Annotated in this window: 23 protein-coding genes; 10 read left to right on the forward strand and 13 right to left on the reverse strand. The window is 48.9% G+C overall.

The genetic code is table 11. The features are described from left to right. Nucleotides 1-20: 20 nt before the first annotated feature. From flgF to flgL, 7 genes are all read left to right on the forward strand, one after another. Nucleotides 21-764, forward strand: a complete 744-nt coding sequence (gene flgF / locus ABD07_RS04310) for a flagellar basal-body rod protein FlgF (protein WP_108697765.1) — start codon at nucleotides 21-23, stop codon at nucleotides 762-764. 30 nt (nucleotides 765-794) lie between these two features. Continuing rightward, nucleotides 795-1,577 carry a flagellar basal-body rod protein FlgG gene (gene flgG, locus ABD07_RS04315; protein ID WP_108697764.1) on the forward strand — a complete coding sequence of 261 codons (783 nt, stop codon included), beginning with the start codon at nucleotides 795-797 and terminating at the stop codon, nucleotides 1,575-1,577. A 47-nt stretch (nucleotides 1,578-1,624) separates the two neighbouring features. Then, nucleotides 1,625-2,320, forward strand: a complete 696-nt coding sequence (locus tag ABD07_RS04320; protein WP_420813494.1) for a flagellar basal body L-ring protein FlgH — start codon at nucleotides 1,625-1,627, stop codon at nucleotides 2,318-2,320. 51 nt (nucleotides 2,321-2,371) lie between these two features. Continuing rightward, nucleotides 2,372-3,481, forward strand: a complete 1,110-nt coding sequence (locus ABD07_RS04325) for a flagellar basal body P-ring protein FlgI (protein ID WP_108697762.1) — start codon at nucleotides 2,372-2,374, stop codon at nucleotides 3,479-3,481. A 17-nt stretch (nucleotides 3,482-3,498) separates the two neighbouring features. Further along, a complete protein-coding gene (flgJ, locus tag ABD07_RS04330; protein ID WP_160817274.1) occupies nucleotides 3,499-4,506 on the forward strand; it encodes a flagellar assembly peptidoglycan hydrolase FlgJ in 1,008 nt (335 codons plus the stop codon). Nucleotides 4,507-4,592: 86 nt separating this feature from the next. Beyond that, nucleotides 4,593-6,497: a flagellar hook-associated protein FlgK gene (flgK, locus tag ABD07_RS04335; protein ID WP_160817275.1), complete on the forward strand. Its 1,905-nt coding sequence runs from the start codon at nucleotides 4,593-4,595 to the stop codon at nucleotides 6,495-6,497. A 24-nt stretch (nucleotides 6,498-6,521) separates the two neighbouring features. Further along, on the forward strand, nucleotides 6,522-7,733 hold the full coding sequence (gene flgL, locus ABD07_RS04340; RefSeq protein WP_160817276.1) for a flagellar hook-associated protein FlgL: 1,212 nt from the start codon (nucleotides 6,522-6,524) through the stop codon (nucleotides 7,731-7,733). A 6-nt stretch (nucleotides 7,734-7,739) separates the two neighbouring features. On the opposite strand, the gene purD is transcribed toward flgL, so the two are convergent. From purD to ABD07_RS04365, 5 genes are all read right to left on the reverse strand, one after another. Beyond that, entirely contained in the window at nucleotides 7,740-9,062 is a 1,323-nt protein-coding gene (gene purD, locus ABD07_RS04345) for a phosphoribosylamine--glycine ligase (protein WP_160817277.1), read from the reverse strand. 12 nt (nucleotides 9,063-9,074) lie between these two features. Then, a complete protein-coding gene (gene purH, locus ABD07_RS04350) occupies nucleotides 9,075-10,634 on the reverse strand; it encodes a bifunctional phosphoribosylaminoimidazolecarboxamide formyltransferase/IMP cyclohydrolase (RefSeq protein WP_160817278.1) in 1,560 nt (519 codons plus the stop codon). After that, entirely contained in the window at nucleotides 10,631-10,873 is a 243-nt protein-coding gene (locus ABD07_RS04355) for a helix-turn-helix domain-containing protein (protein WP_108697756.1), read from the reverse strand. The genes purH and ABD07_RS04355 overlap by 4 nt, the downstream gene beginning before the upstream one ends. Nucleotides 10,874-10,880: 7 nt before the next feature. Continuing rightward, on the reverse strand, nucleotides 10,881-11,885 hold the full coding sequence (dusB, locus tag ABD07_RS04360) for a tRNA dihydrouridine synthase DusB (protein ID WP_160817279.1): 1,005 nt from the start codon (nucleotides 11,883-11,885) through the stop codon (nucleotides 10,881-10,883). 151 nt (nucleotides 11,886-12,036) lie between these two features. Continuing rightward, a complete protein-coding gene (locus ABD07_RS04365) occupies nucleotides 12,037-13,209 on the reverse strand; it encodes an FAD-dependent monooxygenase (RefSeq protein WP_160817280.1) in 1,173 nt (390 codons plus the stop codon). A gap of 330 nt (nucleotides 13,210-13,539) precedes the next feature. On the opposite strand from ABD07_RS04365, the gene ABD07_RS04370 reads away from it, so the two are divergent. Continuing rightward, entirely contained in the window at nucleotides 13,540-14,289 is a 750-nt protein-coding gene (locus ABD07_RS04370; protein ID WP_160817281.1) for an ankyrin repeat domain-containing protein, read from the forward strand. Between the two features lie 56 nt (nucleotides 14,290-14,345). Beyond that, complete coding sequence (locus ABD07_RS04375; RefSeq protein ID WP_160817282.1) at nucleotides 14,346-15,020, forward strand: tetratricopeptide repeat protein; 675 nt, start codon at nucleotides 14,346-14,348, stop codon at nucleotides 15,018-15,020. A 69-nt stretch (nucleotides 15,021-15,089) separates the two neighbouring features. On the opposite strand, the gene ABD07_RS04380 is transcribed toward ABD07_RS04375, so the two are convergent. The 3 genes from ABD07_RS04380 to ABD07_RS04390 all read right to left on the reverse strand — a co-directional run bounded on the left by ABD07_RS04380 (nucleotide 15,090) and on the right by ABD07_RS04390 (nucleotide 18,108). After that, nucleotides 15,090-16,139, reverse strand: coding sequence for a class I fructose-bisphosphate aldolase (locus tag ABD07_RS04380; protein ID WP_108697751.1), 1,050 nt, complete (start codon nucleotides 16,137-16,139; stop codon nucleotides 15,090-15,092). A 138-nt stretch (nucleotides 16,140-16,277) separates the two neighbouring features. Then, nucleotides 16,278-16,925 carry a response regulator gene (locus ABD07_RS04385; RefSeq protein ID WP_108697750.1) on the reverse strand — a complete coding sequence of 216 codons (648 nt, stop codon included), beginning with the start codon at nucleotides 16,923-16,925 and terminating at the stop codon, nucleotides 16,278-16,280. Beyond that, entirely contained in the window at nucleotides 16,894-18,108 is a 1,215-nt protein-coding gene (locus tag ABD07_RS04390) for an ATP-binding protein (protein ID WP_160817283.1), read from the reverse strand. The genes ABD07_RS04385 and ABD07_RS04390 overlap by 32 nt, the downstream gene beginning before the upstream one ends. A 238-nt stretch (nucleotides 18,109-18,346) precedes the next feature. On the opposite strand from ABD07_RS04390, the gene ABD07_RS04395 reads away from it, so the two are divergent. Then, a complete protein-coding gene (locus tag ABD07_RS04395) occupies nucleotides 18,347-20,740 on the forward strand; it encodes a DNA internalization-related competence protein ComEC/Rec2 (RefSeq protein WP_160817284.1) in 2,394 nt (797 codons plus the stop codon). Between the two features lie 83 nt (nucleotides 20,741-20,823). On the opposite strand, the gene ABD07_RS04400 is transcribed toward ABD07_RS04395, so the two are convergent. From ABD07_RS04400 to hypB, 5 genes are all read right to left on the reverse strand, one after another. Next, nucleotides 20,824-22,257 (reverse strand): sensor histidine kinase, encoded by a 1,434-nt coding sequence (locus tag ABD07_RS04400; RefSeq protein WP_160817285.1) that lies wholly within the window; start codon nucleotides 22,255-22,257, stop codon nucleotides 20,824-20,826. Between the two features lie 15 nt (nucleotides 22,258-22,272). Next, the gene (locus tag ABD07_RS04405; protein ID WP_108697746.1) at nucleotides 22,273-22,662 is read right to left on the reverse strand and encodes a response regulator; all 390 of its coding nucleotides are present in this window, start codon (nucleotides 22,660-22,662) and stop codon (nucleotides 22,273-22,275) included. 176 nt (nucleotides 22,663-22,838) lie between these two features. After that, complete coding sequence (gene hslO / locus ABD07_RS04410; RefSeq protein WP_108697745.1) at nucleotides 22,839-23,693, reverse strand: Hsp33 family molecular chaperone HslO; 855 nt, start codon at nucleotides 23,691-23,693, stop codon at nucleotides 22,839-22,841. A 30-nt stretch (nucleotides 23,694-23,723) separates the two neighbouring features. Beyond that, the gene (locus ABD07_RS04415; protein WP_160817286.1) at nucleotides 23,724-24,935 is read right to left on the reverse strand and encodes a Kae1-like domain-containing protein; all 1,212 of its coding nucleotides are present in this window, start codon (nucleotides 24,933-24,935) and stop codon (nucleotides 23,724-23,726) included. Further along, complete coding sequence (gene hypB / locus ABD07_RS04420) at nucleotides 24,838-25,758, reverse strand: hydrogenase nickel incorporation protein HypB (RefSeq protein ID WP_160817287.1); 921 nt, start codon at nucleotides 25,756-25,758, stop codon at nucleotides 24,838-24,840. The genes ABD07_RS04415 and hypB overlap by 98 nt, the downstream gene beginning before the upstream one ends. Nucleotides 25,759-25,766: the final 8 nt, after the last annotated feature.

Below are 25,766 nucleotides of genomic sequence, written 5' to 3' on the forward strand. Positions count from 1 at the left end.
TTATTGGAATTGAGTAGAAAATGGATCGACTAATTTATACATCGATGACCGGAGCCAACCACACGCTGAATCAGAAAGCGACCGTTGCTCAGAATCTTGCTAATGCATCAACGACGGGATATCGCGCTGAAAGCAATGCATTTCGTGCAGTTCCGGTATACGGTGATGGTCTGCCGACACGCGCCTTTGTCGTTGATTCAACAACCGGCGCTGATTTCACCCCCGGTGCGATGCAAACTACCGGCCGCGATCTTGACGTTGCAGTTCGAGGTTCCGGATGGATTGCGATTCAATTGGATGATGGCAAGGAAGCCTATACCCGTAATGGCAGTTTGCAAGTCAGCCCCAATGGTATTTTGCAGACAAACGGCGGGCATAAAGTGAAGGGCGATACGGGCATTATTGCCCTGCCACCCGACACTCGCATCACCATCGGGGTGGATGGAACCGTGTCATCCGTGCCGATTACGCCTCAACCCAATACCGTAGCACAAGTAGGCCGGATCAAACTGGTGAATCCTCCAGAAGATAAGCTTGTAAAAGGCACTGATGGCTTGTTCCGACTTAAGGATGGCGGTGAAGCGCCTGTTGATGCGAGAGTTAAGCTAGTTGATGGCACATTGGAAGAAAGCAACGTGAATGTAGTGCATGAAATGGTCAACATGATCGACTTGGCCAGGCAATTTGATATGCAAATGAAAATGCTGGATAGCGCGCAAAATAATGCTCAGAAAGCCAGCGAAATCATGGTGGTAAGAGTTTAATCCGATAATAAATTTTAATAGGTAAAGCATATGATACGTTCGCTATGGATCGCTAAAACAGGGCTTGATGCGCAACAAACCAAAATGGATGTGATTTCTAATAACTTAGCGAACGTCAGCACCAATGGATTTAAACGGGCCCGTGCTGTTTTTGAGGATCTGTTATATCAAACGATACGTCAGCCCGGCGCTCAATCATCGCAACAAACGCAATTACCCTCCGGATTACAGTTAGGAACGGGTGTTAAGCCAGTTTCTACCGAAAGTATATTTACTCAAGGTGGATTGCAACAAACTGAGAACCAGCGTGATGTCGCCATACGGGGAGTGGGTTTCTTCCAGGTTTTACTACCGGATGGAACAACGGCTTATACCCGCGATGGGGCATTTCAGTCCGACCTGAATGGCCAGCTTGTGACTTCCAGCGGTTACGCTGTTCAGCCCGCGATTACCGTTCCACCGAATGCGCTGGGTGTCACGATTGCGCGCGATGGTACGGTATCCGCAACAGTTCCGGGAGCGGTCGCGCCCATTCAAGTCGGCAGTATTCAATTGGCAAGCTTTGTTAATCCGGCTGGTTTATTGAAGATGGGTGAGAATCTGTATCAGGAAACCGCATCGAGCGGAGCTCCCAATCAGAATGCGCCGGGTACCAACGGGTTGGGGTTGCTGGAACAGAATTTTGTGGAAACTTCGAATGTAAACGTGGTGGAAGAATTGGTGAATATGATTCAAACCCAGCGCGCCTATGAAATGAATTCCAAATCCATAGAAACTTCGGATCAAATGCTGCAACGATTGGCACAACTATGATTGATCGGGTTATCGGGAGTAGTGTGATGGCGAATGGCAATCGAGTGATGAACAATTTCAACCGGTATTTTTTTATGCTTGTGCTCGGCGCACTCGCAACCGGTTGTGCCATGACACCTTCTACCACTACTTACCAGCCCAATACCTTACGTGCTCCGCAACATGCAGCCGCAGTGGCTCAACCCAATGGTTCAATTTTGCAAATGGTTCACAGCACAACAGGCGGGGTGCGATATACACCGTTATTTGAAGACCGTCGCGCGAGAAGTATTGGCGATACGATTATTGTCACTTTAAACGAAACAACCAATGCCAGTAAGAGCTCCGGAAGTAACGCGAGCCGTTCTGGCAGCATTGACTTTTCCGTGCCGAGTTTGCTGGGAATTCCGTTGAGTTTATTAAAGAAACACGCAACGGTTGAAGCTAAATCAAATAATAAATTTGATGGCAGTGGTGAAAGCTCAAGTAAAAATAATTTTAGAGGAACCATTACTGTTACGGTTATCGAAGCGCTACCGAATGGAAATCTGGTCGTGAGCGGTGAAAAACAGATCGGTATCAACCAAGGACAGGAATTTATCCGATTGTCCGGGATCGTGAATCCGACTCACATCATGGGAAATACGATTTCTTCAACGCAAATTGCCGATGCGCGTGTTGAATATCGCAGCAATGGTTATATTGACGAAGCGCAAACGATGGGATGGTTGTCGCGCTTCTTTCTTTCGATTACGCCTTTCTAAGCAGGATATTGCTCAAATTGATGAACACTTCAGAAGTCGGTATTTAAGATTATGAAAATCAGAAACATCATTATTCTTTCTTTGCTTGCGCTGATTTTGCTGCTGCCGGGTATCAGCTTGGCGGATCGCATCAAGGATTTGGCATCGATTCAAGGTGTTCGCAACAATCAATTGATCGGGTATGGATTGGTGGTGGGTTTAGATGGCAGTGGCGATATGACAACGCAAACGCCATTTACAGTTCAGAGTGTCATCAATATGCTGGGTCAATTAGGCGTTAATCTACCTCCCGGCACTAACCTGCAATTACGTAATGTTGCCGCTGTCATGGTGACAGCGACCATGCCGGCATTTGCCAAACCCGGTCAACATATCGATATCACGGTTTCTTCCATGGGCAACGCCAAAAGCTTAAGAGGTGGAACGCTCTTGCTGACTCCCTTGAAAGGAGCCGACAATCAAGTATATGCAATGGCTCAAGGAAATATTCTGGTCGGCGGTATCGGAGCCGCAGCGGGCGGCAGCAGTGTGCAGGTGAATCATCTCAGTGTCGGACGTGTTACAAGTGGCGGTATCGTAGAACGTGAGATTCCAACGACGGTTGGGCAGGGTGATTTTATCAATCTTGAGCTGAATACAACCGATTTCACGACCGTAAACCGCATTGTGGATGCGATCAATGGGCTTTATCCTACAGCCGCATCCGCAGTGGATGGCCGGGTAGTGCAAGTGAAAGCGCCAGTGGATAATAGTCAGCGCATCATGTTTATTTCTCAGATTGAAAGCCTGGATATCAAACCGGCGAGAGCATCGGCAAAAGTAATTGTTAATTCACGTACCGGTTCGGTTGTCATGAATCAGGCGGTAACACTTGAATCAAGTGCGGTTGCGCATGGCAATCTGTCCATAATCATCAATACCGAACCGGTGATCAGTCAGCCCGGCCCCTTCGCGCAGCGCGGTGAAACAGTGGTCACACAGCGATCGCAGGTCGAAATCCGTACCGATGAAGGAAATTTAATGTTATTGCCGAATGGTGCGGATCTTGGTGAAGTTGTGAAAGCTTTAACGGCGATCGGCGCTACCACTCAGGATCTACTATCGATTCTGCAGGCGCTGAAAGCTGCCGGTTCATTGCGCGCTGATTTGGAAATTATTTAACTTACTGGATATTAAGAATGGTTATTTCATCGGATATTTCAAGCAAACTTGCCGTTGATGCCAAAAGTGTTGATGACTTGCATTTAATGGCCAAAAAAAATCCAGACGAAGCGTTACAAAAAGTTGCGCAACAGTTTGAGGCATTATTTATGAATATGCTGCTTAAAAGCATGCGCGAGGCGACTCCTAAGGATGGGATATTTGATAGTCAGCAAACACAGTTTTTTACCCAGATGTATGACCAGCAGCTTGCGCAAAAGATATCCACCAAAGGAATTGGTATTGCTGATATGATGGTTCAGCAACTATCCCGAAATAATAAATCGATCGAACCACAGACTTCGATCGGGCAGACAAATACCATTCTGTCAGCGATTAACTCCATTCAGCAAGCGCCATTGGTTGAAGGTATGCATCCGAATGATAAATCGGGGCAACTGTGGTCAGTCCAGCGGACTTCATCCAATGCGGTGATGCCGGCAGGGAAAATCGATTCTGTAATTGAGGGACTCACTGCACCGATTCAGACGGATGTACAGAAGAAAGGCGCATCCAGCCAATCGGGAAATTTTATCGATAAACTTTTACCTCATGCCAAAATCGCATCCGAATCAACCGGTATTCCACCCAATTTCATGCTGGCGCAGGCTGCGCTGGAAAGTGGCTGGGGTAAACATGAGATTCGTCATGCGGATAATAGTCCAACCTATAATCTATTTGGCATCAAGGCCGGTGCTAATTGGAAAGGGGACATTGTGGAAAAAACAACGACTGAATATATCAATGGTGTGCCACAGAAAGCGATTGAAAAATTTCGTGCATATAGCTCATATGCTGAAGGATTCAATGATTATGCCAAGTTGCTCATGGATAACCCACGCTATGCCAAAGTATTGAATTCGACGGATGCCGCGACATTCGCCAATGGCCTTCAGCGTGCAGGGTATGCGACTGATCCTATGTACGCAGAGAAATTAATACGTATTCTGAATAGTGAGAAATTGCAGAATCGCGAATTTATTTGATGCAGAATTTTTCTTTAATTCTTTGGCCGGTATGCCGATATTGCCATTATCGTATATTTTTTAAGATCAAGAACTGAAAGAACATTATGGGAAATGGAATTCTTGATATTGCAGTTTCTGGTTTAGCCACTGCGCAAAACCAATTATTGACGGCCAGTCATAATATAAGCAATGCCGGTACGCCTGGTTTTAATCGTCAGCAAGTCTTGCTCAGCACAAATACGCCGCAATCTGGCGGTGCAGGGTTTGTCGGGCGTGGCGTTCATTCTTCCACAGTGCAACGGATATACAGTCAGTTTCTTACGACCCAGTCGCTACAGATACAAACACAAAGTCAGTCACTAGATAGCAACTACGCTGAGATAAAACAGCTGGACAATATGTTTGCCGAGGCTACATCCGGGCTTTCACCCACATTGCAAAATTTTTTCAGTGCCATACATGATGTTGCCACAAATCCGGGCGTCATTCCCTCGCGCCAATCGATGCTGAGCAATGCCGATGCCTTAGTTGCGCGTTTTCATAGTATGGATCAACGCATGTCGCAAATAAGGGAAGGGATTAATACACAAGTTACCAGCACGGTGGTTCATATCAATTCACTGGCCAAGCAGATTGGAGAGATTAATAAGCAGATAATATGGGCTGAAGGTTCGGCTGGCGGGCAGCCTGCTAACGATATGCTGGATCAACGCGATCAACTTATTAATCAATTAAACAAGTTAGTGAATACCGATACAGTGCGTCAAAGCGATGGTACGTTGAATGTGTATATCGGTAATGGACAGGCACTGGTGGTTGGTGCGCAAATCCTTTCCCTGGAAGCGATTAAAACACCTGATAGTCCAAATAATTTAACAATTGGATTGATTAACGGTAACAGCACTATTCAACTTCCCGAGAACCAGATCACTGGCGGTACTTTAGGCGGTATTTTTGCTTTTCGCAGTAATACGCTTGATAATGCACAAAATTCGCTTGGAAGGGTTGCGCTTACATTGGCGCAGACTTTCAATGCGCAACATCAGCTCGGTATGGATTTGAATGGCGCTATGGGAACGAATTTCTTCGCGTTACCCGTACCTAACGTAATCTCTGCATCTACCAATAGCTTAACATCCAATATCTCGACTGCAATCACTGATTATAGTGCGCTGACAACCAGTGATTACGAGCTTTCTTACGATGGAACAAACTATACATTGACCCGATTATCCGACAACGTGTCGGCTTTACCATCAAGCAGTTTTCCGCTAACACTGGACGGCATATCAGTGACAAACGCCACTATGCTGGCGAGTGAAAGATTCCGCATCCAGCCTACGATCAATGGTGCAAAGGATATTGCAGTCGCTATTAATGACACAACAAAGATAGCTGCTGCAGGCCCTAACCGGACCAGTGCCGCATCAACCAACAAAGGTACTGGCACCATCAGTGCCGGAATTGTGAATCCGTTACCGTTAGATTCCAATCTTCAGCAGCCGGTCACCATTACGTTCCAGTCACCGTATAATGGAAATTTTGATGTGACAGGGACCGGTACTGGATTGCCGGCGACCAATCAGCTGTATGCGGCAGGCACTGATATCAGTTTCAATGGTTATACATTTCAAATTAGCGGTAGTCCTGCTGCCGGGGATGTCTTTACAGTCACTCCTAACAATAATGGTGTTGCCGATAATCGTAATATGTTGTTGCTGGGTGCATTGCAAGCAACGAATACACTGGAGAACGGTACAGCCAATTATCAGACCGCTTATGGGCAACTTGTCAGTCAGGTTGGTAACAAAACACGCGAGTTGGAAGTAACGAGTAAAGCGCAAGCCAATTTGCTGGCGCAAACTGAACAATCTATTCAATCGGTATCCGGTGTGAACCTGGACGAAGAAGCCGCAAATTTGTTGCGCTTCCAACAGGCTTATCAGGCTTCCAGTAAAATCATTGAAATGAGCAGTACTTTATTTGACTCAATTCTTCGTTTCGGTTGAAAAATAGGATAGAGGTAACTTGATATGCGAGTGAGTACGGGCACAATTTACGAAACTGGAACTAATTTAATGCTCCAGCAGCAAGAGAAATTGATTAATACGCAGCAACAATTGTCTACCGGACGGCGAATTTTAACACCCTCGGACGATCCAATCTCAGCGGCGCAAGTCTTAAATATTTCTCAATCGGCAGCACTCAATGAGCAATATTCGGTGAATCGATCCAGTGCGGGTTCCTCGCTTCAACTGGAGGAAAACGTGCTGCGGCAAGTGAACGGCATCCTGCAGGATGTGCACAGCTCAACTGTGTATGCGGGAAACGCGACGCTGACCGATGCGGATAGAAAGACACTTGCTACTGAGTTGCGCAGTAAACTGGAGTCACTCGTTGGTTTGGCCAATACAACTGATGAAAAAGGGCAATTTTTATTCTCAGGATATCAAGCTAATACCAAACCTTTTGCACAGACAGGATTAGCTGTACAGTACGTGGGAGATCAAGGGCAACGCTTGAATCAAGTCGGCCCTGCACGTCAACTGGCAGTCAGTGATTCCGGCACGGATGTTTTTGAGCGCATTAAAAACGGAAACGGTGTTTTCGCTACCGCCGCTAGTTTGTCAAACATGGGGAGTGGTGTGATTGATGGAGGATCGGTACTCACACCTTCGAGCCTTACCGGTGGCGATTATGAGATTACATTTGCTGTGTCGGCAACCGGCGTTACAACATACGATATCGTTAACACCACAACAGGATCGACGGTTTCATCGGCTAATCCTTATGTGAGCAACAATACAGTCAGTTTTGATGGAATGCAATTGAGTATTAAAGGAAATCCGGCTAATGGCGATAAATTTACAGTGTCTCCCAGTAGCAATCAAAGCATTTTCAAAACGGTGGGAGACTTGATTACTGCATTGGAGACACCATCAAGCGGACAACCTGGCGGCACCCGGCTGGCGAACAATTTAAAATCAACCTTACAAAATATCAATAACAGTTTGGAGCATGTGCTGTCGAAACAAGCTTCTATCGGAGCGCGGTTACAAGAGATCGATACTTTGGAAAGTGTTGGCAGTGATCAAAATATTCAATTTGAGCAAATGCTTTCACAACTGCAAGATGTTGATTTTGCGCAAGCAACGTCCGATTTGCAGCGGCAGCAGCTGTATCTTCAAGCTGCGCAGCAGTCGTACATCAAAATTTCCGGACTGTCTCTATTTAATTATATCTAGAGTTACTTAGCCGCGCTTCTCGCTAGTGCCGCGCTGGTAGTTTATGCCTTGATGGCCGATATCGTGACGAACCTGAGCGCCATCAAAACGGATGCTTTCAACCAGTTTATAAGCCGCCTGTTGCGCCATCTTTACACTATCGCCCAATACCGTGACGCATAAAACGCGCCCGCCTGCTGTCACAATTTCATTTCCGTTTTTTCCGCCCAACGACGTTCCAGCATGAAAAATATGAAAGTTGCCGGTATTTTCCTGTTCCGTGATCAAATCTTGCAAACCGTAAATCACATCATGCTTTCTCGGATTTTCCGGATAACCCTGCGCCGCCATGACAACGCCGAGCGCGGTACGGCGGTCCCATTCAATATCCGCTTGATCGAGTGTCCCATGAACGGCATGCTCGATAAGCGCTAGTAAATCACTTTTCAACCGCAGCATAATCGGCTGTGTTTCCGGATCGCCTAGGCGGCAATTGAATTCCAATACTTTTGCCTGATCTCCGGCTGTGATCATCAAACCGGCATAAAGAAAGCCGGTATAGTGAATACCATCTTGTTTTAACCCATTAATGACCGGATCGATAATATTGCGCATGATATGCGCGTGCAGGCTGGGGGAAACAAAAGGAGCGGGTGAGTAAGCGCCCATTCCGCCGGTATTGGGACCTTGGTCGCCGTCATAAAGCCGTTTATGGTCCTGACTGGTCACTAATGGAACGATATGATTGCCATCGGTTATAACGATGAAGCTGACTTCCGTGCCTTGAAGAAATTCTTCGATAATGATTTCCTGTCCCGCGCTGCCAAGGTGCTTCTCCACTAACAACGCATTCACAGCGGAATGCGCTTCGTCTTGCGATTGTGCGACGACGACGCCTTTTCCGGCTGCCAGACCGTCGGCTTTGATGACAAGCGGGGCCGGGTGCTGTTCGATATAGGCATGCGCCAATTCCGGATCTGTAAATCTTGCGTAGGCAGCAGTCGGTATGTGGTGCCGTTGCATGAATTCCTTGGCAAAGATTTTTGAAGTTTCAAGCTGCGCGGCTTGCCGGGTTGGGCCAAAGATTTTCAGACCAGCCGCCCGGAATGCATCCACGATACCGGCGGCCAGTGGAATCTCGGGGCCGACTACGGTGATGGCAATCGATTCTTTCGTTGCAAACTCGATCAATTCGGAAATGGAAGTTATCGGGATATTTTTCAACCCGGGTTCCAGTGCGGTACCGGCATTGCCGGGCGCGACAAATACTTTGTGCACGCGTGGTGAAAGGCTTAACTTCCACGCTAAGGCATGTTCTCTGCCACCGCCGCCGATCACTAATAGTTTCATGATAGCGGGTATCTAATGCCTGAAATGACGGACACCAGTAAATACCATGGTGACCCCTTGCTCGTCAGCCGCCGCAATCACTTCCTGATCGCGGATACTACCGCCCGGTTGAATGACCGCTGTAGCGCCGGCTTGAACGACCACATCCAAACCATCGCGGAACGGGAAGAATGCATCCGATGCGACAACGGAACCCGTAAGCGTTAAGCCTGCTTGCTGTGCTTTTATGGATGCAATGCGTGCGCTATCCACACGGCTCATTTGCCCGGCACCGATGCCCACCGTCTGGCCATTGCGGCAAAAGACAATCGCGTTGGATTTAACAAATTTCGCGGCGCGCCAGGCAAATAGCAGATCACCCAGTTGCTGCGGTGTTGGTTTTAATTGCGTGACGACTTTTAAATCGGCAGCAGTGATGTTTTGAATATCCGGTGTTTGTACCAGAAGACCGCCGCCAATCCGCTTCAGGTCGTACGTATTGTGTCCCGCCTGTAACGGCACAACCAGTACCCGGATATTGTTTTTCTGTGCCAGAAGCTGCCGCGCTTCCGGTGTGATTTCAGGTGCGATAATAACTTCAACGAATTGCTTTAGAATCGCTTCAGCGGTGTCTTTGCCGATGCTCCGGTTAAATGCGATGATGCCGCCGAAGGCAGAAACGGGGTCGGTTGCAAACGCCAGCTGATAAGCGCGCAGCGTGGTTTCCGCAATGGCTATGCCGCATGGATTGGCGTGTTTGACGATCACGCAAGCGGGGTTATCGAAAGTCTTGACACATTCCCACGCGGCGTCGGTATCGGCAATATTATTGTACGAGAGCTCTTTGCCTTGTAGTTGTTGATAATTCGCCAGACTGCCCGGTGTGATCGTTTCGTCCCGGTAGAAAGCCGCTTTCTGATGCGGGTTTTCGCCGTACCGTAAAGGCTGTGCAATAGTGAAATTCAAATTCAGTGAATCGGGAAAATCTTTGTGCCGGTAATCGCTGTCCAGTGCGGTTAAATAGTTGCTGATGGCGCTGTCGTAAGAAGCGGTGTGCGTAAACGCTTTCTGCGCCAGCTGGAAGCGCGTGGCCAAGCTGATGGAACCCATATTTTCCGCTAGCTCCTGACTGAGCGGTAAATAATCCCGGGGATCGGTGACAATGGCAACTTTCCGGTAATTTTTGGCGGCTGCGCGCACCATGGTAGGACCACCGATGTCGATATTTTCAATGGCATCTTCAAAACTGCAATCCGGGTTTGCGATCGTTTGCTTGAAGGGGTAGAGATTCACGATGACCAATTCGATATCCGGAATCGATGCTTGCTCGAGTGCCAGCTGATGATCGGGTAAATCGTTACGCGCCAGTATTCCGGCGTGAATTTTCGGGTGCAGTGTTTTGACCCGGCCGTCCAGCATTTCCGGAAAGCCGGTATAGTCGCCCACCTCGATCACGTTGATTCCCGCTTGTTGCAATAATTTGGCGGTACCGCCCGTGGACAGAATGGTGACGCCATTCTGAATCAATTTTTGCGCCAGTTCTATAATTCCGGTTTTGTCCGAAACACTGATGAGTGCGTGTTTAATGGTCATTTAATTTGATATTGCTTCATTTTTTGACGTAGCGTATTGCGGTTTATCCCCAGTAACTCAGCGGCCTGAGTCTGGTTTCCTTTGGTATATTGGATAGCGATTTCAATTAAAGGCTTTTCAACGCTATGCATGACCATATTGTAAATATGGCATGGTTTTTCCCCGTCCAGGTCATTGAGATATCCGCTGATAGCTTTGCGTATGCAAGATGCAATTTCATTTTCCTTGATTGCATTCATAAACTGACTACTCCCCCTCTTTGATATAACTCAATCGTTGACCTTTCTCAGCTAATGTAGAGAAAAACTTATTGGTTTCATAAATTTGCTGATCACTGGTTTGTAACTGATTCATTGACTGACGAAAGCTGGCAGATCCAACGAGTCCCTTGGTATACCAGGAGATATGCTTGCGTGCGATGCGGACACCGGAGTATTCGCCATAGAATTCATATAAATCACGCAAATGATTAATGAGCACATGGTGAATTTCTGATACTTCGGGTGCTTGTAAATGTTGACCGGTGGCGAGATAGTGATTGATTTCACGGAATATCCATGGTCTGCCTTGCGCGGCGCGGCCTATCATAATCGCGTCTGCATTGGTGTAGGCAAGAATATGGCGGGCTTTTTCCGGTGTTGTGATATCGCCATTGGCGATGACAGGAATTTTAATGGCGGCTTTAACCGCTGCGATGGTGTCGTATTCCGCAGTGCCGGTGTACGCACACGCGCGTGTGCGGCCATGGATTGCGAGCGCTTGAATACCCGAATTCTCAGCGATATGCGCAATGGAAAGGGCGTTTTTGTGTTGTTTATCCCAGCCGGTGCGTATTTTGAGCGTTACCGGAATATCCACGGCTTTAACCACGGCATCGAGAATTTTTCCCACTAATTGTTCGTCTTGCAATAAAGCGGAACCGGCCATGACGTTGCAGATTTTTTTGGCCGGACAGCCCATGTTGATATCGATGATCTGGGCGCCATTATCCACATTGTAACGCGCCGCCGCCGCTAGCATTTGCGGATCGGCGCCTGCAATTTGCACGGAAATCGGCGAGACTTCACCTTCATGATCGGCGCGCCGTTGCGTTTTCTTGGAGCCCCACAGCAACGAATTGCTGGACACCATTTCTGATACCGCCATGCCTGCACCCATTGTTTTGCATAATTGCCTGAAGGGGCGGTCGGTCACTCCCGCCATCGGCGCGACAATGAGTTTGTTTTTCAGGATGTGTGTGCCAATTTGCATGTAAGCGGTGTGTGTGGGTTAAATAAGCAGTGATTACCGGGAAGCTTTAATCCAAATGACTGGCGTCAAAATCTCCGCATGGGAATATTCAGCGCATAGTGGCGAATTATAGCTTTAGTTTTGCCGGGCAGATAGTGGATAGAGAATGAAATTATCCGCGCGCGCCGAATATCATGCGGCGGGCGACAAATCGTTTCAGTGGCGGGATGCAATCCAGTGTGCTCAAACCGATTCCGCACGCATGTTTGAGTATTCCATTGTCATTGGAAAAAAGTTTAATGAGGGAATCGGTAAAAATTCTCCCGCCGCTGCTATCCATTTGTCTTTTTTGCCGGTAGCCGGACAGCATCGCTACTGAGCCGATTTCCCGCGATGCGCTTTGAGTATTGATGGCCTCGCAGGCTAATTCGTATGCATCTCTCAGTCCCAGATTAAATCCTTGTCCGGCGACGGGATGCAATGTCTGAGCAGCATTGCCGATCAATGCCGTGCGTTGCGAAGTAGTGGAAATTGCGTGTTTCAGTGTAAGCGGGAATGCCGATCTTTTGCCGGCGTGCGTGAATTGTCCAAGCCGATCGCCAAAATGCCGGTGCAAGCGGAGCAGAAAATCACGATCGCTTAACGAGATGATTTCTTGCACTGCTTCGGGGCTTACCGTCCACACCAGTGCGAAATCCTCATCGTTGGGCAGCAATGCAACGGGGCCATCGGCAGTAAAGCGTTCATATGCAATACCGGTCTGTTTTTTCTGCGCTTTGATATTGGCGACCACAGCGAATTGGTGGTAGTCATGCGTCTGATAGACGATGTCAGGTAATTGCTGGGCCAGCTTGCCGCCATCGGCCAGAACAAGCAGCTGAGCGGTTACTGTCTGTTCTTTTCCCTGGTAATTAAAATACACCGTGCCAAGATTTTCAGTGGTTTCTAACCGGGTGACTGCCGCACCGGCAATGTAACCGGCGGTGCTGGCAGTCAAGCGTTGATGCATCGAGCAAAAAAGATCGTGATAGTTGACCACGAATCCTAACGCCGGAACACCGGCATCCTCCGGTGTTAAAACTGTTTGACCGAAGCTGCCGCGATTGGAAATATGAATTGTCGTGATCGGTGTTTTTTTTGCCAGCTTGTTCCATACACCCAAACGATGCAGGATTAAATGGCTGCCATGCGATAATGCCAGCGGGCGGGGATCTTCATCTTTTTCCGGTACGCCGCGTGCTTCCAGCAGCAAACTTGAAATGCCGGTATCCTGCAGCGCAAGCGCCAAAGCCATGCCCACCGGTCCGCCGCCAATGATAACGATGTCGTAATGATCGGTGATCATAGTGTTTCTTGAAGTTTTCGCAGAATATTAATGTGTAGTTGATGGACCGGATGCCATATTTCGTCCTAGAACCCCGGCGGCAGCCCATGCATCCCGGTTCGGGTCATGATTGCTGCGTACTGAATACGGCAGGAGAATAGCATATTGCCACGAGTCGTGGAATGTGCGGTTGGGCGAGTCCGCCATGATGCGCAGGCAAGAAAGCGGCTTAAACTGTATAATCGCAGCGTTTATTGATTTGAAAGCGGCGAAGCCGGTTTTATGAAAGCGATACTGCGGTGATCATTTGAGAATTTTCTGTGTGAATAAGAGGATAGGAAGGAATTTTGCATGATGAGATTTTTTGAAAATAAACTTGCAGGATGGATAATTTTTTTACTGGTCATTATTTCCACTGAAGTCTGGTCAGCGAATGTGGATAGCGAATTGGTCAATGCCGCGGACAAGGGCAACTTTCCACTGGTAAAAAAGATACTGGATTCGCAACGTATTGAACAAGAGGAACTCAATGCCGCTTTTCTGGCAGCGGTTAGAAAAGGTCATGCGACTGTAATCGAGCGATTTATACAAGCGGGCGTGGATGTCAATTTAAGAGCGGATGATCAATATACCCCGCTGATGCGCTCAGCTCGCGATGGCCGTGAACAGGCTGTTGAGGTCTTGCTGGCTGCCGGTGCCGATGTTAATGCGCCTGCTGCGGAAGATGGCACGGCATTAATGATGGCTGCGGAGAAAGACCGTAGAAAAGTCATTGACTTATTGCTGGCGGCGAAGGCGGATGTGAGCGCAAAGCGCCCTGACGGCATGACCGCGCTTATGCTGGCCGCGCAGCAAGGCTACCGGCAGATCATTCAAACTTTGATCAATGCCGGCGCCGATGTCAATTATCAATTGGAAAATGGTGCGACAGCACTCATGCTGGCCGCGCAACATGGTCATCTGAGCGCGACGCATGCGTTATTGGCGGCAAACGCCAACCCTAATCTGAAAGCAAGCAATGGCACGACTGCATTGTCGTTGGCCAATCGTTACCGCTATCGCGAGGTTATTGAATTATTGGTGAAAGCTGGTGCAAAATGAATTTGAAAACACATGATGTTGTTATCGTTAAACTACGTGAATAAAGGAAACTACAGATGAAAGTTCTGGTTGTTTTATTATTGGCTGCGACTGTTGCATCGCTTACTGGTTGCGGTAGTGAACCGAAAGGTGATAAATCAGAAGCGGGCTCAATATCCGCGCCGCTGAATGAGATCACCAAACTGGGTGAAATTCCGTCCATCATGAGCGAAGGGCTGACCGAGGAAGAGAAAGCTGAATTAAGAGATCAGATCATGCCTGGCGGTGTCGGTGACGTTAAAGCCGCCGAAGAGAAATTTAAAGCGTTAATGGCCGATGCCAAAGCAGGTGATCCGGCTGCGCAAAACAGCTTGGGTGTTATGTACTACACCGGGGAAGCGGTATCCAAGACCTTATCCGGGCAAGTCTTGAATACTGATCCGGAATTGGCTGCCGGCTGGTTTTTCCGAGCTGCCGAACAAGGCTATGCCGATGCGCAGTTTAATTTAGGACTGATGTACGCAAACGGCGAAGGTGTGCCGCAAGACATGGAACAGGCTGCTGAACTGTTTAAGAATGCTGCCGAACAAGGTCATGTCGATGCGCAAAATAACCTCGGGGCGATGTATTTCACCGGGGAGGGCGTGGACAGAGACGAGAAAAAAGCGGTCGAATGGTTTACAAAGGCGGCCGCACAGGGAAATGAAGATGCGCAAGCTAATCTCGATGCGATTAAAGCATCCGGAAAATAATGACTCTGTTTTCCCGGTCGTGCGCTGTATGGCACGGCCGTATGCTGTCTAACCGTGATTGCAGCTTGTCTAAGCAATGGTGACTTCGTTGGATAAATACACATCCTGAATGGCATGAAGCAGTTTGACGCCTTCGGCAAAAGGTTTCTGAAATGCCTTGCGCCCGGAGATTAACCCCATCCCGCCCGCCCGTTTGTTGATGACCGCAGTGCGGATCGCCTGCTGTAAATCATCGCTGCCGGACTCACCGCCGGAATTGATCATGCCGATCCGGCCCATGTAGCAATTGGCAATTTGATACCGCACCAGATCGATCGGGTGCTCCGTTGTCAGCTCACTGTATACCTTAGGGTGTGTTTTGCCGAATTTAATCGCGTTGTATCCGCCATTATTGGTCGCCATTTTTTGCTTAACGATGTCAGCGCCGATGGTTACCGCCAAATGATTGGCTTGACCGGTCAAGTCAGCGCTCACGTGATAATCCTTTTCGGCGGTTTTAAACGCAGCGTTACGGGTATAAGCCCATAAAATGGTGACCATGCCCAGGTTATGCGCATGTTCAAACGCGGCTGAAACTTCCTCGATCTGACGGCGGGATTCATCCGAACCAAAAAAGACAGTCGCACCCACGGCGCACGCGCCCATGTCAAAAGCCTGACTGATACTGGCAAAAAGTGTTTGATCGTATTTATTGGGATAAGTCAGCAGCTCATTGTGATTGATTTTAAGAATCATCGGAATTTTGTGCGCATAGCGCCGCGCTACGATACCCAGCACACCCAGTGTGGATGCGACACCATTGCAGCCGCCTTCAATCGCCAGATCGACAATGTTCTTGGGATCAAAAAACATGGGGTTAGGGGCAAATGAAGCACCGGCCGAGTGTTCGACACCCTGGTCAACGGGGAGCAATGACAAATAACCTGTGCCCGTTAAACGTCCTTGATTGTAAAACGCTTGCAGATTGCGCAGTACGCTGGGTTTACGGTCGCTCAATGCCATGACGCGATCGACAAAATCGGCGCCGGGCAGCTGCAGGTTTTGCTTCGGTAGGGTACGGCAGACATGATTGAGCAGTAGTTCGCTTTCATTACCCAGAACAGCGGAAATATTTGTCATTTTTGCTCCTGATTGAGGGACTATGGCTTGGTGCAACTTTGACTTGCTTACGGATAAGCCATCTTAATCGATGCGCCGGGTTGAGAAAATAAGCATTATGCTTATTTCCATTGCACGTCAACTAAGTTACGCTGTCATTTATGTTTGAATGACGTTATTGTTAATCGCCAGGCGAATCAGTTGTGTGGTGTTTTGCAATTGCAATTTTCGCATCAGGTTAACATGATGAACGCCGACGGTTTTGGGGCTGATGGCGAGTTTCTCCGCGATTTGCGTGCTGGAATTTCCTTCCGCAATCAGTTTGAAGATTTGAAATTCCCGCTTGGTGAGCATATCCAGGGGGTTTTCGCAGGTGTCCTTGCGCGTTGCGTTGAGTGCCAGCGTTGCGGCTAACTCCGACTCGATATAAATTCTCCCCGCGTTTACTTGCCGCACCGCTTGAATCATTTCGCCAATGCCGCTTTGTTTGCTGAGAAATCCGGTGGCTCCGGCTTTCAATGACCGTTGCGCCATGGTGACATTATTCAGCATGCTGAATACCAGGACGTGTGCTGCGGGATCTCTGGCTTTGATGCGCCGGATAGTTTCCAGTCCGCCAATGCCCGGCATGTTCAAATCCAGAATCGTCACATCCGGTTGATATTCCAGGTAGTATTGGTAGCCGGACTCACCGTCGTCGGCTTCCCCGACGACACAGATATCGGGTGTACTTTCCAGCAACCGGCGGTAGCCGGTGCGCACTACGGGATGATCATCAATCAACAGGATAGAGATTGGTTTCGTCATAATTTGAGTGTTCAATGGGCAGTTTAATAGTGATTTCCGTGCCTTCATTGCATGCGCTGCGCACCGACAATGTGCCGCCCATGGCAATGACGCGCTCACGCATACCGAGTAATCCTAATCCGCGAAATTGTTGATTGATATTATACCCTTTGCCGTTGTCTTCGATGGTGAGCAGCAAGCAATCGTCCGTGCACTCCAAATCGCTCTCCCGGCTGAGAGTTACTTGTGCCCAGGTGGCCTCGGAGTGATTGTAGATATTGTTTAAACCTTCTTGGATGATGCGAAAGATGGCGATATTGATCGATTCATGCAATTTATCCAGTTCGCCGTTGACTTTGAATTCAAGAATGATCTGCGGGTGGTGCGTGCTCCATTGCCGTTTCAGTTCCAGTAAGGCATCGATCAATCCCAGCGTATCCAGCAATACGGGACGCAATTTGTGCAGCATTTCATGAATTACTTCATTCATTTTCTGAGTACAGTCGCGGATAGCGCGCGCACTGGCAGAACTCACCGAATCGGCCGGAGCATTATTCAGGATAACTTCATTCTCGATGCGTATCACCGTAAGCCATTGGCCTAACTCATCGTGCAGTTCACGTGCGAGCGAACGCCGTTCCTTTTCTTGCACTTGAAACAATTCTTTCATCAACCGCCTGTTTTCATTTAATAAGTTGCGGTTAAGATTGATGGTTTTCTTGAGCTGGCTGATATCGGACATGATCATGAGGCAAGTGCTGCTATCGCACATGACTGTGCTTTGCAGCCGGAGATAGTTTAGATGCTCATCCGCGTTCTTGATTTTCAGGTCAACTGTGGTTTTTCCTGTGGTAACGAAAACTTTCTGTAAATAATCGGTAAAAACTTGCTTGTTGATATCGAAAAAACATTCCATGAAAGATTTGCCGATCAGCGATTCCCGGTCGTTGTTGAGTAATTTCGCACCCCTGAGATTGAGCGATAAAATATGTCCGGTTTTGTCTAAAGTCAGGTAACCGACCGGTGCATATTCGTAAAGATCTTCAAAGCGGCTGTGAGACTCACTCAATTGTTGCTGTGTATCTTTGAGCGCCCGGTACTGCATCTCCAGTTCAAAGTGAGAAGTCTGCAACTCGCTCAGCAGCTCGGTTTTGCTGAATTTTATATCGTCATCTTTTCTTCTTTGCTCTTCACTTTGCTTCATACTATCTCCTATTACTCATCCTGCGCGTACGCTGGAGCTGTGTCCGGTGATTCAAGCATAGCTGTATTTCATCTGCTAAGAATACATAATGTTATAGTACCAAATTATTACAAATCATAACGCTATAATTTTATGAGAAAAATCCTACAAACGAAGGAACTGGGGATTACAGTAAAAGTTGCGGGTGCCGTACGGGTGTTTTAAGCATTGATTTGCGCGTGATGAAGGTTGAAACGGTTTGTCAGTACGATTAAACATTCTGGCTTTTGTTTTGGGGGTGGGTTTGCTGCAGCAGCAAACTGAATTACCCGCAATCGATTGGGCGTGGGGTTTAATACCGATCCTGGCCGTCAGCGGATGGCTTGCGAGTTATGCATCGGGCACATTGGTCACATCACGTAGAATATTACTGTGTCTGCTTTTCCTGGGAATCGGGTTTTTCTGGGCTGCGGCTTTGGCGCAGTGGCGTTTGTCCGATTTCCTGCCGCCAAGCTGGGAACGAAAGGATATACAGATAACCGGTGTAGTGGCGAGTGTGCAGCACAGCAATGAACGCGGCATCCGCTTCCGTTTCGATGTAGAGCAAGTGATCACGCCCGGTGCGGTTGTACCTCAACATCTTTTATTATCCTGGTTCAACGAGCGGCAAACGGGAATGCGCAAATTGGAACTGCCAGTCCTGCATGCGGGGGAACGCTGGTGTATTACCGTGCGGCTCAAGCAGCCGCATGGCAGTATGAATCCGCATGGCTTTGATTATGAAGTATGGGCATTGGAGCGCAATATCCGTGCAACTGGATACGTGCGCCCATCGGCTGATCATGAGCTTTTGCAGCCGATGGTTTCAAGGCCGGAATACTGGATTGAGCATTTTCGCGAGGAGATTCAGCAGCGCTTTGCCGCTCATTTATCCGGCTATCCGTATGCAGGTATATTGCAAGCCCTGGCTATGGGCGATCAACACGCTATCCCGCGCGATCAATGGCAAATTTTTACCCGCACCGGCACCAATCATTTGATGGCGATTTCCGGATTGCATATCACGATGATCTCCAGCATGGTCTTTGCGCTGGTTTTTTGGTTATGGCGCCGGTCGGCTTATTTGACGTTACGTTTACCGGCGCGCCGCGCTGCTGTTGCGGCTGGGCTGGTTGTGGCATTGGTTTATGCGGTTCTGTCCGGTTTTGCAATTCCCGCGCAGCGGACGCTCTACATGCTCGCCGTTGTGGCAATTGCATTGTGGCGAGGGCGGCAATCTTCCCCAACCATGGTGCTCGCATGGGCGCTATTTTGGGTGGTTCTGCTCGATCCATGGGCCGTCATGGCACCCGGGTTCTGGCTGTCATTCGGCGCGATCGGACTGATTATGCTGATAACGGTGGGGCGGATTGGCAGAGTTCACTGGTTAATCGATTGGCTGCGGGTTCAGTGGGCGATCACTCTGGGGTTAATTCCGTTGTTGCTGGTTTTCTTTCAGCAAGTACCAATGGTATCGCCGTTTGCCAATGCCATCGCCATTCCGCTGATAAGTCTGGTGGTCGTGCCGCTAACTTTACTGGCGGTGATACCGCTGTTTGATTTTATTTTGCCGCTGGCGCACGAAGTTTTAAGCTTCGTCATGACGCTATTGCACGCACTGAGTGATTTTCCACAGGCTGTATGGCAGCAGCATACGCCACCGCTGTGGACAATCCTGGCCGCAATTTGCGGGATTTTGTGGATGCTGTTGCCCGGCAGTTTGGCAAGCGGATTCTTGGCAGGTTTCCCGGCGCGCTGGCTGGGCATGGTGGCGTTATTGCCGATGTTTTGGGTATTGCCTGTGCAACCCAAAAACGGTGAATTATGGCTGACGATCCTGGATGTCGGTCAGGGATTGTCCGTTGTGGCGCGGACTGCGCATCATACGGTGTTGTTCGATACCGGACCTGGTTTTGGCGATACCGATAGCGGCAGCCGCATTGTTGTGCCGTTCTTGCGTGGCGAGGGTATGCGGAAACTGGACGCCATGATCGTATCGCACGCGGATACAGACCATAGCGGCGGCGCATTGTCAGTCATGAATGAAATACCGGTTGAGTTGTTGTTGTCTTCTTTGAACGATCAGCATCCCATCCGGCGCATTGCAAAGCGTCACGATCATTGCCATGCCGGACAGTCATGGCAATGGGACGGCGTGCATTTTGAGTTGTTGCATCCATTGCCGGAGGATTATGCAAATCCACAGCGCAAAATCAATTCAAACAGTTGTGTGCTAAAGATCACATCGCTGCATGGCAGCGTGTTATTACCGGCGGATATTGAAGGTAAAGATGAACTGGCGCTGCTTAACCGTGCCAGTGAGAAGCTTCCGGCAACCGTGCTGATCGCGCCGCATCATGGCAGCCTATCCTCTTCAACACTGAATTTTGTGCAGCAGGTGAGTCCGGCAGTGACAGTTTTTACGGCGGGCTACCTGAATCGTTATGGCCATCCGCGCGAAGAAGTAATGACACGTTATCTCAACTTGAACAGCCGCTTGCTGCGCAGCGATAGGGATGGCGCAATCTTGTTGCGGTTTGCCGGTAATGGCTGGTCGGTTGAGAGTTGGAGACAATCAAACCGGCGCTACTGGCATCACAGCACAATCGAATAGATTGGATTGAGACGGGATAACTGCGATGAGTAGCAATAGGGGTAGGGTTGGTACCGATAACCGCAGGCCGTCAGAAGTTTCACCTAATGATTGTCATCGGGCAATTCGATATCGTTAAACATAATGGTGAACGAAGTGCCCGCACCGGGTTCACTGGTCACTTTGATTTTTAGTTTATTATTTTCTGCCGCGATTCTTACGATGGACAAGCCGATTCCGCTGGTTGCCTTGTTATGCAACGCCGCTCTGGGTGAATAAAAATATTCGTTGAATATGTTGGGTAAGTCTTTATTCTCTATACCTATGCCGTGATCGGTAATGGTGATGCTAGCACTTCGATCCCGCTGACTGATGGCGGATGTAATTTCTACCGCTGTACTATCATGCGAATAGGTAATCGCATTGGTAATGATATTTTCCAGAAGTATTTCCAGTTGATCGGGAATGACCTTGCAATAAAAATTCTCAACCGATAGATTGAATGCAATATGCTTGGCATTGGCAACGGGTGTTAATTTCTCGAGGCATTTTTGCAGTGTGGTTTGGATGTCAATGGTTTCGAATACTGCGGTATTAAGACAGGTATCTTTCAAACGCTCGAGCCTGAGCAAGTCCAGAATCAAACTCGACATGCTTTGCGCGCGGCTATCGATCTTGTCCAGTGCTTCATTAACACCGTCCGAGGCATCACCGCAATATCCTCCCTTGATCAGATTGATCTTGCTGCGGATAGCGTCGAGGGGCGATTTAAGCTGATGTGTCATGAGCACGGCGTATTGATCTTTTTCGACTTGCGCCTGATTGATTTGCCTATAAGCATCCAGCAGGTGACGTTCATGCGCTCGGACAATCAAGGAAAGTCTCGAAACCACATACCAAACGATAAAAAATAAGATATCGAGAAAAAACATCCATAACATTGCGCCATCTTTACGCGCATTCTCCGACAGCAGATGATTGTTAACCAGTGTGGACAGTGGTGTTTGCGTGATCAGGAAGTTATCGACAATGATAACTATCGTATCCATGAGGCACACTAAAATGGTGACATACAAGCTTTCACGGGTGGAAAAAAAGATGCAGGCAAGCGCAATATGCAGCACATAGAAAAATGAAATCGGCGTAGTCGTGCTGCCAATGTAATGTACGACGACAGATAAACAGATCAAATCAACAATGATCTGTACCCATAAATTGATCGAGGGGGAGTTGTATCTACCCGGTTTGCAACGGTCTAACGCAAAGATGTAAGCAATATTAGCGACTACCAGTATGATGATGATGGCAACCGGCCATTTTTGCTGCTCGCTGATGCCAAATTGCGTCAAGACATTCGACGCGGACAGCATCAGGATTTCGAAGAAAACCAATGTGACAACCAATGCCCAGCGGAAAGTAATGAACCAGCGGATATTACTGATTAATACATCGTCGCTGAGCTTGAGTTTGTCGCCTTTTATTTCAAGCAGAATATTTTGACTATTGGATTTATCCCAGGAAAATTCAGTTGTTGCCATTTTCACATAATCCAGTTAGGCAGCCTCTCCCGTATGCTTTAACCGATCATTGATCGTTGCCAGTAAACTAATGGGTTCGACAGGTTTTTCCATGATACACACCCATTCGTGCGAGCCATCCTCAAAATAAGGTCTGATCATATCGCCCAAGGAAGTGAGGAAAATAGTTTGTATTTGTGGAAAGCGCTTGTGGATCTTTGCATAAGTAGTCAAACCGGAATCCATGGATTCGACCATTACATCAAGAATTGCCAAATCAGGGCGTTTGCTTTCATCTTCCAGTGAATCGATAAAATCTTGCATGGACAGATAACTGCTAACTTCATATCCATTTTTGCAAAGAATCCGTTCAACCGCTTCGCGGATATCGGAATCATCGTCAACATGTGCTATTCGTGGTGCCATCATAATTCTCCTAACTTCATCGTGTGAACCCGGGCACGCTTCTTACAAGAAAGAAACCGTTTGCTCACCGGGGATATTCTTGAGCCGATCATATCTTAGCAAATGTGAAAAATATGTGAAGTACAAGACGGCATATATTGAGCATATCTGAGTTCTAGCAAAATATAAACTGTAACTCAATGAATCGTTGAACCTGCTTCGCGGAATACCGCATCAACGGCAATCGCATCCAAGCGGTACTCACGGTTACAGATGTCATCGTTAACGACAACTTCGCCGAATTCTTTCAGAATTGAATCGACTTCCTCGCGCCCGAGCGAGCGGAGCATGGCGTATATCTTGGCGGGATCTTCCCGGCAACCGTATTGGATGGTTTGCGCATCGAAAATGCGGATGGTTTCTTGATAAAACAAACGGGTCAGTATTTCTTCCGTAGTCAAATCGAATAGGGCATGGTCATGCACTGTCGCCGCGAGTGCTTCGGCGCGCGCCCAGCCATCGGGATCTTGTTGATCGGCATTGGGCAGTTTTTGCAGCAGCAAGCCAAAAATAGCAGTATCCGTGGTAATCAGGAATAAACGCGAAGGCAATTGCTCGGACTGGCGGAAGTAATGCTCAAAGATTTCGGCGATATTGTTGCCATCAATCGGTACGATGCTTTGATAGCACTCGCGCATCGATGGCATATCCAATGTGATCAACAATTGACCGTGACCCAGCTGTCCGGATAGAGGTTGCGCCGCGATGTTTTCTGCATGCTTTGCCATACCGCGAATTTGCAGCGTATCGGTGCAATCGATAACCAGCATCGAAACCGGGCCATTGCCGCTCAATTGGATGGTTAACCGGCCGGTTTGCTTGAGGTTTTCACCCAGCAGCAAGGTGACGGCGCTCATCTCGCCTAGCAGCCGGGTTACCGGTTGCGGATAGTTGCGTCCGGTTAACATCGCCTGCCAGACGGAATCGAGGTGTACTATGGCACCGCGGATATCCAGGTTTTCCAGAAGAAAGCGTTGTACATAGTTGCTCATTCTAAAGCCTTCGGTTGTGAGAAACCGTCATTATAACCGGTTGTGCTGCAATGCCACCCATGCCTGGCCTAACGCAATCGCGCTGTCGTCCGGCAGCATTTGCCGCGCGCTGAATATTTTCAGAGACGATGCGGTCAAACGGCGGATCAAACCGTGCCGCAGTATCGCGTTATGAAAACACCCGCCCCCCAGCGCCACATGCGAAATAGCATGTTGTTCGGCCGCCTGTTCAATCCATGCCGCCAATCCGGCAATCAGAGTGGCATGAAATAGCGCGGCGGTGTGTGCAACATCGTGTCCGGCATCACGGCAATCGATCAGTGCCGACAGTAACGGTGAGAAATCCAGCCTGTTGTCAGTGCCGATGCGGTAGCCGTCCATCAGTGCAGCGGTTTTCCCATGTTCTTCAGCAAGTTGCTGCAATTGAATGGCGGCTTGCGCTTCGTGCGATTGAATCGCGTTGACGCCCAGTAATCCGGCCGCTGCGTCAAATAAACGCCCCATGCTGGAGGTGTGCGGGCAATTCAGGTTTTTTGCCAGCATCGTGGCAACCGTCGCAGCCGCCGGTTGATCCGGGAAACGCCGGGTAATTTCAGCGCCGCGGTTTAAAAGGTATAACGCCGCCGCAGCTATGCGCCACGGCTCCTGTGCGGCGCGGTCGCCGCCTGGCAGAGCCAAGGTCGTCAGGTGTCCCAGCCGGTCAAAACGGGCGCCATCGGCCAACAGTAGCTCGCCGCCCCAAGGTGTGTTATCCGTTCCCAGACCGACGCCATCCAACGCCAGACCCAATACCGGTTGAGTCAATTGGTGTTCGGCGCAAATGGCGGCGATGTGGGCATGATGGTGTTGCACGGCCAATACGGGAATATGCCGCTGTCCGGCGTAAGTTTGCGCAAATTGCGTGCTGTAAAAATCCGGGTGCAGGTCGTGCGTGACGATTTCCGGCTGAATGGCATAATCCAGACACAGGCGCTGCACGGTTCGATCCAATTGCTCACGAGCCTCCACCGTTGCCAAGTCGCCAATCAGCGGGGAGATATGCGCGCTATTGCCTCGCGTCACACAAATAGTATTTTTCAGCCAGGCGCCGCAAGCTAGAACGGAAGGGCCGCCAATAGCCAGCGCGATAGTGGTGCCGTGTGGATTAACCAAGCGTGGAATCGATGTGTTGCGGAAGTTGGCTCGCTGCTGCAGCGCGATGGCACCCCGCGCTAATCCAATCGATCCACGCTTGCATGCCACTGCCTAGTGTGGCGGAAATTTGCAGCACGGGTAATCCGGGATGTATGCGGTGCGCATAGTCAATGGCCAAATCGACATCGAAAGTTAAGTGTGGCAGCAAATCGCATTTATTCAGCAGCATCAAATCGGCGGCATGGAACATGTCGGGATATTTCAGCGGTTTGTCTTCGCCTTCGGTGGCGGACAAAATCACCACTTTGTGCGCTTCGCCCAAATCAAAACCGGATGGGCACACCAGATTGCCGACGTTCTCGATGAATAACAGGCTGTTATCCAGTATAGACATTTGCTGTAAAGCTTGGCCGATCATATGCGCATCCAGATGACAGCCCTTGCCGGTGTTGATTTGCAATGCCGGAACGCCGGTTGCACGGATTCGCGCGGCGTCGTGATCGGTTTGTTGATCGCCCTCAATCACGGCAATCGGGAAACGGTCGCGCAGCATTTCGATCGTTTTGACGAGCACTGTGGTTTTGCCGGAACCCGGACTCGAGACCAGATTCAGCGCAAAAATGCCGTGCTGGGCAAAATACCGGCGATTTTCAGCGGCATACTGGTTATTTTTTGCCAGAATGTCGCGCTCGATTTTAACTATTCTGGATTGGCTCATACCGGGCGCGTGCGTACCCGCGATGCCGGTGCCGAAATGCAGTGTATCTGTTGCGTGATCCGCTGTTACGGGTGCAGATACCTGCTCATGCGCAGGATCATGCGCGGATTGCGACGGGCGATAGTGAAGCCGGGTATTTGAACGATGCCGCGATGGCATCGATTGACCGTTAATGCGCGTCTGTCCAACGCCGCAGCCACAAGTTGTACACATAATCGATT

Origin of the sequence: Nitrosomonas oligotropha (assembly GCF_009833085.1) — a bacterium.
Classification (GTDB): Bacteria; Pseudomonadota; Gammaproteobacteria; order Burkholderiales; family Nitrosomonadaceae; genus Nitrosomonas; species Nitrosomonas oligotropha.